The organism is Dactylosporangium sp. NPDC006015, from assembly GCF_040614215.1.
Taxonomy (GTDB): domain Bacteria; phylum Actinomycetota; class Actinomycetes; order Mycobacteriales; family Micromonosporaceae; genus Dactylosporangium; species Dactylosporangium maewongense.
Genome location: NZ_JBEXUD010000086.1, coordinates 18,979 through 29,086, shown reverse-complemented (window position 1 = coordinate 29,086; position 10,108 = coordinate 18,979). Strand labels below are relative to the sequence as shown.

General features: G+C 74.6%; 8 protein-coding genes. All 8 read right to left on the bottom strand.

Annotated features, from left to right (window positions below; all coding sequences use genetic code 11):
- Positions 1–205 precede the first annotated feature (205 nt).
- Positions 206–844, bottom strand: a complete 639-nt coding sequence (lepB, locus tag ABZ321_RS56985; protein ID WP_354905257.1) for a signal peptidase I — start codon at positions 842–844, stop codon at positions 206–208.
- Complete coding sequence (locus ABZ321_RS56980) at positions 841–1,164, bottom strand: PadR family transcriptional regulator (protein ID WP_344503895.1); 324 nt, start codon at positions 1,162–1,164, stop codon at positions 841–843. Before ABZ321_RS56980 ends, lepB begins: the two co-directional genes overlap by 4 nt.
- Positions 1,165–1,187: 23 nt before the next feature.
- On the bottom strand, positions 1,188–1,709 hold the full coding sequence (locus ABZ321_RS56975; RefSeq protein ID WP_344503894.1) for an endonuclease V: 522 nt from the start codon (positions 1,707–1,709) through the stop codon (positions 1,188–1,190).
- A 350-nt stretch (positions 1,710–2,059) separates the two neighbouring features.
- Positions 2,060–3,709 carry an NAD(P)-binding protein gene (locus ABZ321_RS56970; protein ID WP_354905253.1) on the bottom strand — a complete coding sequence of 550 codons (1,650 nt, stop codon included), beginning with the start codon at positions 3,707–3,709 and terminating at the stop codon, positions 2,060–2,062.
- Between the two features lie 37 nt (positions 3,710–3,746).
- Positions 3,747–5,321, bottom strand: a complete 1,575-nt coding sequence (locus tag ABZ321_RS56965; RefSeq protein WP_354905250.1) for a hypothetical protein — start codon at positions 5,319–5,321, stop codon at positions 3,747–3,749.
- Between the two features lie 13 nt (positions 5,322–5,334).
- Positions 5,335–6,165, bottom strand: a complete 831-nt coding sequence (locus ABZ321_RS56960) for a hypothetical protein (RefSeq protein WP_354905248.1) — start codon at positions 6,163–6,165, stop codon at positions 5,335–5,337.
- The gene (locus ABZ321_RS56955) at positions 6,158–6,595 is read right to left on the bottom strand and encodes a hypothetical protein (RefSeq protein ID WP_344503890.1); all 438 of its coding nucleotides are present in this window, start codon (positions 6,593–6,595) and stop codon (positions 6,158–6,160) included. Before ABZ321_RS56955 ends, ABZ321_RS56960 begins: the two co-directional genes overlap by 8 nt.
- Positions 6,595–9,969 (bottom strand): LuxR C-terminal-related transcriptional regulator, encoded by a 3,375-nt coding sequence (locus ABZ321_RS56950; protein ID WP_354905246.1) that lies wholly within the window; start codon positions 9,967–9,969, stop codon positions 6,595–6,597. Before ABZ321_RS56950 ends, ABZ321_RS56955 begins: the two co-directional genes overlap by 1 nt.
- Positions 9,970–10,108 lie beyond the last annotated feature (139 nt).

Genomic DNA, 10,108 nt, shown 5'->3' with positions numbered 1-10,108 from the left:
TTCACCTCGTGCAGCTGGTTCAGCGACTCGTGGTCCGCACCGGTCTCCACGTGACCGTAGTCGGTGCCGCCGTCGTACCCGTGGTCGCCGCTGTCCCACTCGCTCATTGCATTTCTCCCCGGTGTCCGGTGTGTTTTCCGTTGCTGTCGAAGACAACGTTAGTCAATCTTGCGGACCGTCGAATCCCCGAAACGTGCCACGGGGATCACACCAGCAGGACGCGGCCGGTGACGCCGGAGGCGGGCATGGGGCCGTAGTGGCGGGAGTCGCGGGCGACCTCGCGGTTGTCGCCGAGGACGTAGAGCATGCCGTCGGGGACCGTCACCGGCGTGCAGTCGGTGGCCGCGCCGTGGACGTAGGGCTCGTCCAGCGGCGTGCCGTCGCGGCGCACCCTGCCGCCGGCGCAGTCGATGGTGTCGCCGGCGAGGCCGATGACCCTGTCGACGGCGGTGAACGAGCCGCCGACGCCCGACGAGCCGCCGACGCCCGACGGGGCGCGCAGCACGACGATGTCGCCGCGGTCGATGCCCGTCAGCCGGAACGAGAGCCGGTCGACGACCGCGTGGTCACCGATCGACAGGGTCGGCGCCATCGCGCCCGACGGGATCGAGCGGAGCTGGAACGCGGCCAGCGCGGCGGTCGCGACCAGGGCCGCGACGACGGCACGGCGGACCCGGCGCCGCTCCCGCACCGCGACCCACAGGCCGCCGGCCGTCCAGCGCAGCACCGGCCAGGTGCCCTTGACCTCGTCGAGCTCGGCGATGACGGCGGCGCCCCACGGACTGCGGCTGCCCGCCAGTGCCACGGTCAGGACGCCGCGGGCCAGCCGGTGGACGGCGCTCACGACGCGGTCCGCGGGTGCAGGCGCGGCGCCGGAGCGGTGGCCTGCGCCGCGCGCCGGGCCAGGCGCGAGCGGGCCAGCGACGCGCCGTCCTGGGTCAGCCGGTACAGGTGGCGTGGGGGACGACCGGGCTGCTCCGCCGGCTCCCAGCGGGTCTCCAGCAGCGCCCCCTCCGCGAGGCGCATCAGAATCGGGTACAGCGAACCGGACGCCAACCCGGTCTCGCGGCTCAGGTCATACCCGTACCGCCACGCGTCGGGCGCGGCGAGCAGGGCCTCGAAGACGTGCAGCGTCTGTGGCGACGAGTGCGGCAACCTCGGCATACCTGAAACTCTACATATGAAGACTATCGCTGGAAAGGTGTGCCGCGCCCCCGGGCGAGGGCGTCGACCCGGCGCAGCGCGTCCGGCAGGCGGAACGCCCCGGCCATCGCCGCGACCATCGCGGCCGCGTCGGGCAGCGGCACCCCCGCCGCGGTGACGAACAGGGGGCGGTCCGCGCCGCCGCGGCGCACGGCGACGGCGTGGGTGGCGCTGCGGAACGCGGTCTTCGCCACGCCGACCACGGGGATGCCGAGCGCGTCGCGGACGTGCGCGCCGAGGCCCGGGCGGCCGTCCGGGTCCAGGTCGACGTAGCCGTCGACGATGAGCAGGTCGAGCGGTGGCAGCGGATCCAGCAGCGCGTGGACCGCCGGCAGCTCGCGCTTGTAGAAGGCGCCCGGCTCATACGGGGCGACGTCGTCGAGCCAGGCGACGCGCTCGTCGAGCAGCGCGCCGAACGTCGGCTCGCCGGCGACCACCAGCGCACCCCGGGCGCCCCCGGTGTCCGGATAGTCGACGTCGATGGCGCCGTACCGCCGCGGGTTCACACCGGCAAGTGAACCAGCTCTGCGCCGCGGGTCAGCGCAGGGCCTCGTCCAGGCGGATCGCGGCGTTGATGAGGCCGAGGTGGGAGAACGCCTGCGGGAAGTTGCCGAGCTGCTCGCCGGTCGTAGCGCTGAGTGAACGTCGCACAGCCAGTCGACGGTCTCCGCCAGCCCCTTCCAGCCGTCGTACGTGGGGCGCCCCACCCAGGTCCGCCAGAAGTCCCGGGTCTCGTCGTACAGGCGCCAGATCTCGTCGAGGGAGGCCGTGGCCTTCGACAGGTGGGAATTCCATGCCTCGACGGTCGCCCGGGCCGGGTGACCCGCCAGCACCCGCGAAGGGTGACCGGCGGGTGTCAGGGGCGGGTGGCGGCGCGCTCCAGCAGGGAGACGAGGCCGGCGCGGGTCGCCACGACGATCATCGTGTGGCTGCGGTCGAGGGTCCGGCCGCGGTTGCGTTCGGGCCACCAGAAGGTCTGGACGCCCTGGCCGAGGCCGGGGCGGCCGGTCTGGACGGCGACGAGACGGAGCTCGTCGGCGACGCCGACCTCGTGGAACGGGCGGCCCTCCAGCAGGGAGCGGGCGCCGACGCGGACCTCCGCGACGAGCAGGACGCGGCGACCGACGGGGATCGTGTCGACGACCTCGCTGCCGACCATCGACGCGGCGAAGGCGGGGGCGGCCAGGTAGGAGACGCTGCGGGAGTGGTTGATGCCGAAGGCGACCTTGATCCGCCGGGCGAAGTCCTCCTCGAACAGCCGCAGCACGACCCGCAGGTCGGCGCGCAGCGAACGGGCGAGCAGGGCCGCCTCCAGGTTGGTGACGTCGTCGGTGGTGACCATGACGAGGCAGCGGGCCGTGGCCACCGACGCCGCCTCGAGGGTCTCGGTGTCCTTGGCGTCGCCGAGGATCACCGGGATGCCGAGCGCCCGGGCGACCGCCACGCCGCGGGCGGTCGGGGCGCGGTCCACGGCCACCACGTCGATGCCCTGGTCGTGCAGGCCCTGCACGACGCGCGCGCCGACGTTGCCGAGGCCGACGACGATCACGTGGTTGCCGACGGGCACGGCCAGGCCGCCGGCGGCGATCTTCAGGCGGGCCTTGACGAGGGTGTTGACGACGGCGGCGGTGACCGCCGGGATGACCGCGACACCCGCGAAGACCAGCGCGAGGTCGACGGCCTGGCTGATCCGGCCGGCCTCCAGGTCGGCGTTGGCGCCACCGAGGGTCGTGAGCACGGTGACGTACAGCGCCCGCCACGGGCTCAGGTCCCGGACGGTGGCGACCACGACGCTGCCGGTCGCGATCAGGGCGAACACGCCGACGAGGACTCGCCGCAGGCCGCCCTTGAGCACGAGCCGGGTCATCCGCAGCGGGTGCCGGCCGTCGCGCCGCGGCGCCGGCTGGACCTGGCCGTAGACGCTGACGAGGACCAGGTCGGCGGCGTCGTCCGGGGGCAGGGTGGTGCCGCCGGCGGTGTCCGCCAGGCCGCACCGGATGTCGGCCGGGTTCGCGAGCGCGCGGTCGACGGCGGCGAGCCGCTGGCCGTCGGTGAGCTGGATCGACGTCGGGGTGTTGTCGCCGAGCGCCGCCGCGACGAACGCCGGCGCGGCGATCTCCGACGCGGACAGGACCGCGCAGTTGCGCACCCGCGACGCCACGCCGGCGCCGAGGACGGTGTTGAACATCCGCAGCACGACCCGGACGTCGGGCAGCACCTCCCGGGCGATCAGCGCCGCGTCGACGTTGGCGACGTCGTCGGCGTCGACGAACGCGATCGCCTCGGCGTCGGCGAGCTCGGGCCGCAGGAACGTGGCCGCGGTCAGGCGCCGCTCCTGCACCACCATCGACCACGGGTCGGGCGCGCACAGCTCGGCGATCTCGGGCGCCAGGTTCTGCGTGAGCGACGGGACCACGGCCGTCACCTGAGCGCCGTAGCTGTTGATCAGCTCGCCGACCAGCCGCCGTGCGAGAGCGTTGTCACCCCAGACGACGAACCGGCGCACATCGACGATTGTATAAACGTCCGGTGAGCCTGAGGCGTCAGCAGGGTGGCGGGAACCCTGCCAGGAGATTGACGTCGTACACCAGCACCGCGTAGCGGCCGCTGTCGAAGCGCTGCTTCGGCGACCCCCACATGCGCATCGCCTGCGCCGGCGTGCCGTAGAACGGGCGGTCCTTCTCGAAGACGATGAACCTGGCGTCGTGCGCCGCGTCGTACATGTCGGTCTTCGACTGCCAGCACATCGGGATCACCCGGTCGTGGTCGCCGATCACCGGCGCGACGGTCACCTTCCGGTGTGTGGTGACGGTGATGTTGTTGGACACCCAGTAGGCGCCGAGGCCGTAGGTGAGCCCGCGGGCCTGCAGCCAGTCGGCGACCTCCTGCCCCTCGGACGCCTGGGCGCGCGGCGGCGAGTACGCCACCAGGTTCAGCGTGAGCAGCGCCAGCACGCCGGCCAGCACGCCCTGCCGCCAGCGGGCCGTGAACCGCTGGCCGGTGGGCCCGTCGGCGGCCATGAGCCGCGGCCCGACGACGCGACCGGCGATGACCGCGGCCATCGGCAGCACGGGCGAGATCTCCCGCGCCGCCATCAGGTCGACCGGCAGCGTCGACACGATCTCCGCGCCGATGTCGCAGCAGATCGCGATCGCCATGATGGACTCGACCCGGTCGGCGGTGCCGCGCAGCGTCCGCAGCAGCACGATCGCGACGGCGACCAGCGCGACGACGAACCCGATCAGGTGCAGGTAGGACACCCCCTGCTGGATCCACTTGCCCTGCCAGCCGGGCCGGTGGGTGCCGAACAGCACGCCCAGCATCCGCGCCGTCATGTGCGCCCGGCCGAACCACTCGTCCCACGGCGACAGCTCGATCGGCGGCTTCGGCGTGTGGTAGCCGCCGATCGCGTGCAGTGCCCAGGTCGCCAGGTGCGACAGGGCCACCGACGCGCCGGCGGCGAGCGCCAGCTGGAAGTCCATGCTCGTCAGGCGGCTCCGGAGCGGCCCGGGCAGCCGCAGCGCACGGACCAGGCAGGCCAGGGCGAGCGGGACGGCGCCGACGAACGTGACGAGGGGGTCCCCCCACGCGCCCCAGCCCAGCAGCAGCGCCACGACGACCGGCTTCGCCTTCGTGTCGCGCATCCGGTCGATCGCCCCCCACGCCAGCAGCAGCGGCACGGCGGAGCCGGTGTGGTTGGGCGAGGACAGCAGCGTCTGGAAGCCGGTGCCGGGCACCGGGCACAGCAGGATCGCGACGGTCACCCCGACCCGCAGCCACGCCTGGAGCCCGGTCGCGCGGCCCTTCGCGAGGGCGGCGGCGAGCAGCACGATCATCGTGTACGTGATGGCGGCCGCGATGTGGATCTGGTCGACGGTCGGCCCCGTGAAGACCTGGACGATCGCGTACTGGATCAGCTCCGTCGGGTAGAACGCGACGTCGGACAGCGTCCATCCCGACAGCAGCGGGTTGCCGTGGAACATGTCCCAGGCCTGCAGCGCGTTGCTCGCGCCGTCGCTGTTGATCGGGAACGCGTACGCCATCCGCAGGTATGCGAAGAACAGCCCCACGGCTGCGACGGCGATCCCCGAACCAATCAACAGCCTGGTTTTCAACACCACGGCAGGGTAGCTACTCGAATTCGTCGGCCAGTTCGCGGTATGCGGCTAGTACCGTTTCAGTCCGTTCTGTCAGTGTTTCCGCGGGCTCCGCGTCGCGGGGCGGCCGGCCGCTGATCGCGCCGAGCAGCGCGTCGGCGGCGTCGATCCGCACGCGGGCCCGCGACTGCGCCGCCCGCTGGTCCAGGAACCCCTGGCACAGCGCGGCGAGGTGCCGCAGCTGCCCGACCCGCCGGCTCACCTCGGCGTCGACCTCGGTCAGCCGCTGCGTGAGCTCCGCCTGCCTGTCGGTGACGGCCGCGAACAGCAGCCCCGCGCCGATCGGCTCGCCCACCGACGCGCGCAGCGCCCGGGCGGCGGTCCGCAGCTCGCCGCGCTCGGCGAGGGCGTGCGCGAGGTCCCACAGCGTGCGTTCCAGGGTGTCGTGGGGATCGGTCGGGTCGCCGAGCCGCTCCAGCGCGGGCCAGGTCAGCACGATCCGGTCGGCGTACGCGGCGGCCTCCTCGAACATGGACCGGTCGCGGGGGTCGGTGAGGTACTGCCGCAGCGACCGCTCCCGGCTCGCCGGCGTCCTCACCAGGTGCAGCCCGGCGAGCAGGAACCCCGTGGCGGCGACCGCGGCCAGGACCGCGCGGCCCAGCGGCGGCGCGCCGAGCCAGTGGATGCCCAGCGCGGCGATCGCGGCGCAGGCGAGGGCCGCCGCGTACGCGACGAACACCCAGTTGTCGGCCGGCCAGAACGGGCCGACGCGCGGCTGCCCGGACGCGCCGGCGAGGGCCCGTTGCGCCGCGCCCGCCTGCTGGCGCACGATCGCGGTACGCCGCCCGCGGAGGTACTCAAGCACGCCGGATCAGCGCCGAGGTGGCGCTCGCCAGCAGCAGTCCGGCAAGGACCCCGGGCAGTCCGGCGACGAGCCCGGCGAAGAGGGCCGTCGCCCCGAGCGTCGGCAGCGACAGCGGCCCCATCCAGCCCGGCAGGTGCTGCGCCGGCACGCCCACCAGCGCGATCAGCGACGCGGCGGCCAGGGCGAACAGCGGTGCGAATGGCTGGCCGGTCATCAGGACCAGCCCGGCGGCGAACGCGATGCCCAGCGCCGGCCCCGGCAGCGGCAGCACCGTGAGCAGGCCGACCCCGACGGCGGCGGCCTGCGGGTGGGTGACGCCGCCGACGTTGAGCGCCGGCCAGGCGACGGTGGCCGCGAGCGCCGCCCAGACACAGCGGTGCGTTGCGGCCGTCGCCGGTCCGGTTCCCTCGTCGACGGCCCGGACGAGCATCACAGCAGCCGCAGTTCCCGCGCCCGCTCGACGGCCTCGCGCCGACGGCCGGCGTGCAGCTTGCGGTAGATGTTCTTGACGTGCGTCTTGACGGTGTTGACCGACACGTACAGCGTCGAGGCGATCTCCAGGTTGGACATCGTGCCCTGCAGGTACCGCAGCACCGTCAGCTCCCGCTCGGTGAGCGGCTCGACGAGGCTGCCGTCGGCGCCCCGCCCGCCGCCCGCCAGCGGCGACGATCCGGCGGCCAGCTCGGCCGCGAGGGGGTGGTACACGGGCAGCAGCGGCGCGAAGTTGGCCAGAAGGTCCCGGACGGGGTGCCCGCCGACGAGGAACGGCCGGCGGAAGCTCTCCTCCTCCGCGATGTCCAGGGCGACCTCCAGGCCACGCAGCACCCGGTTGCGGTCGCCGAGCGCCCGGCCGGCGAGGGACGTCAGGATCGCGGCGTGCACGGTCCAGGTCAGCGCCGTGTCCACCGACGGGGTCGCGTACTGCTGGGCGGTCGACGCGGCGGCGGCAGCCTTGCCCTCGACCAGCGCCGCCGACGCGTCGACACAGGCGGCCCATCCCGGGTACACGTCCGGGTCGCCGCCGGTCGCGACGAGTCGCCGGGCCGCGCCCAGGTCCCCGCCGCTGATTCGCAGCTCCGCCTCCGTCAGGGCCAGGGCCCGCTCCACGCTGGGCGTGAGCGGCGCGCCACCGAGCTCGCGGCGGGCGGTGTGCAGCACCTCCAGGGCGGCGGCGAGCCGGCCCGAGCCGTGGCGGAGCTTCGCCCGCACCGTCGCGATCGCGACGAGCAGGTCGGGGTCGCCGGCGGCCAGGTCGAGGCCCTCGTCGAGGAGCCGGTCAGCCTCCGCGATGCGGTCCCATTCGCCGTACACGCTGGCCAGGGCCATCCGGACCCAGCCGAGGTCGGTCGCGTCGGTGATGCCGAAGCGGTCCGCGGTCACCAGCGCCTGCCGGCCGAGCCGAGCCGCCGCCCGCAGCCTGCCGCGGGCCGCCTCCAGCACCGACAGCTGCGCCGCGGCGCACACCTGCGTCTGCGCCATGCCTGTGCGCTGGGCGAGCACCAGAGCCCCGTGCAGGGGAGACCCGGCGGCGGCGAGCTCACCCAGCCGTAGCCGGGCCGCGCCTTCGTCCAACATGGACAGTGCCCGGACCTCGTCGGTCTGGTCCTCGGGCCGGTTGAGCTCCCCGAGGGCGGCGAGCGTCCTGCGCGGGTCGCCGGACAGCCACGCCTCGGCGGCCATGAACCCGGCCATCATCCGCGCGCTGACCCGGGCCGGCGCCTTGGCCGCGGCGGGCTCCTTCGATGTGCCGCCGGCTGCCGCGACCGGTCCAGCGGCGGGTGTACCGGCGGACGTCCCGCTCGGCGCGGGCGCGGTCATCACGGCCGTCGCACCGCCACCGTTCGCGGCCGGGACGTGCAGCGCGGCCGGCACACCAGACCCGGCCGGCCCGGAGCGCCCGACGGTCGCGCCGACGTTGCCGGTCGGTCCGTTCGCGCCCATCCCGTACGCCGCGCGGTTCATGCCGGCCGGACCGCTCGCGGAGGTCCCTCCCGCGGAGCCGCCGGTGGCGGCCACGTTCGCGGGCCCGGTGCCGGTGCTCTTGCCGCCGTCTCCGCCGGACGCGTTCGTGACGATCCCGTTCGTGCCGTTCGTGTTCGTGACGAACGCGGTGCCGGTGTTCGTGGTGGTCGCGCTCGCCGGCGCGGTCTCGCCGTTGCCGTTGCCGCCGTTCGTACCGTTGGTGCTGGTGGCTCCGGCGCCGCCGGCGGGGCTGTTGCCGCCGTCTCTGCCGGGCGCGTCCGTGGTTCCGGCGCCCCCACCGCTGGTGGCGGTGGCGGCCGGCCCGGTCGAGGTCGTGCCGGTGGTGCTGGCGGGCGTGGAGGTCGTGGGGCCGTTCGTGCCTGTTGCGGACGTCCCGGTCGCGGTCGGGCCGGTCGGGTTCGTAGCCGTCGTGGTCGTCCCGTTCGCAGCCGGACCGGTGGTGGTTGGGCTGCTCGCGGTCGGGCTGCTCGCGGTTGGGCCGGTCGCGGTCGGGCCGGTCGCGGTCGGGGCGGTCGGGTTCGTGGGGCCGGTGCTGGAGGTGGGCGGGGTGTCGGCGGCGCGGTTGCTGCGGCGCAGGTAGTCGCGGGTGCCCTCCAGGTCGCCGACCCGCAGGCGCTCCGCGGCGAAGGCCAGCGCCAGCCGCGGGTCCGCGTGCTCGTCGCCGGCCGGCGGGTGCGGCGCGGCCTCGTGGGGGCGGTCGTAGCGGACCCCGCCGACGATGTCCGGCCAGTGCCGGTCCAGCGTCTCGACGGCGCCGGTCCAGTCCTCGGCGAGCAGCGCGTGCCGCATCGCCTCGGCCGGGATCCCGTAGGTCGAGTGCCACGCGGCCGCCCGGCGGTGCAGCTCGGCGACGCGTTCGGGGTTGCGGCGCTGCAGCTCGGAGTGCAGGGTGCGGGCGAAGAGCGGGTGGAAGCGGTACCAGCCGCCGGGGCCGGCGTTGCGGGTCAGGAAGGCGTTGGAGCCCTTGAGCTCCGCGAGGACCCGCGCGCCGTCGTCGCGGCCGGTGATCGCCTCGACCAGGCCGGCGTTGAGGCGCGTCGCGACCGCCGTGTCGAGCAGCAGCCGGCGGGTGTCGGCGGGCAGCGTCTCGATGACCTCGCCGGTGAGGAAGTCGCCGACGGCGGTGCTGTAGGCGCCGCCGTCGTCGAGGACCCGCTCCGGCTCCGGGTGCCCGCGCATCGCCATCGCGGCGAGCCGCACCCCGGCCGGCCAGCCCTCGGTCATCGAGTGCAGCGCGTACAGGGTGCTGCCCGGCAGCACGACGTCGTGCGCGGCCAGCAGCTGCGCGGTCTCGGCGATGGTGAGCGACAGGTCGGTCGTGCGCACCTCCGTCAGCGAGCCGTTGACCCGCCAGCGGTACAACGGCAACGCCGGATCCCGCCGGCAGGACAGCACCAGGTGCAGGCGGCCCATGCCGTGCCGCACCAGCGACTCCAGCTCAGCGAGCGCGGCCTGGTCGCTGATCTCGCGCACGTCGTCGACGACCACGACGTGGGGGCGGTCGAGCGCGTCGACGGCGCGCGGCAGGTCTTCGGCGTAGAGGTCGGGCTTCAGGTCCCCGGCGGGCGCCGCGTGATCCCCCGCGGAGAGGGCGCCGCGGAGCCGGCCGGGCACGTCGGCGCCGTCCGGCGAGTGCGCGGTCACCCAGCTCACGACGGGCACCTCGTCACCGATCCGCACGGTGCGGGCCCACGCGACCAGGGCGGCGGTCTTGCCCCATCCGGCGGGCGCGGTCACCAGCGTCAGCGGCGCGCGCACAGCTGCGTCAAGCTGCGCGACGACCCGGTCGCGCAGTACGTATCCGGGTGGGAGGTCCGGCACCGCCAACGTCGACGGGGCCGTTCCACGGCGATCCTGCTGTACCAACGCTTGCGACACTCGGTGCCCCCCGATTTCATACCTCGCCAAACGTGACGAGCAAAGCACCGCTCCAAGCTGCGGGGCCTCACCCTGCCTGGGT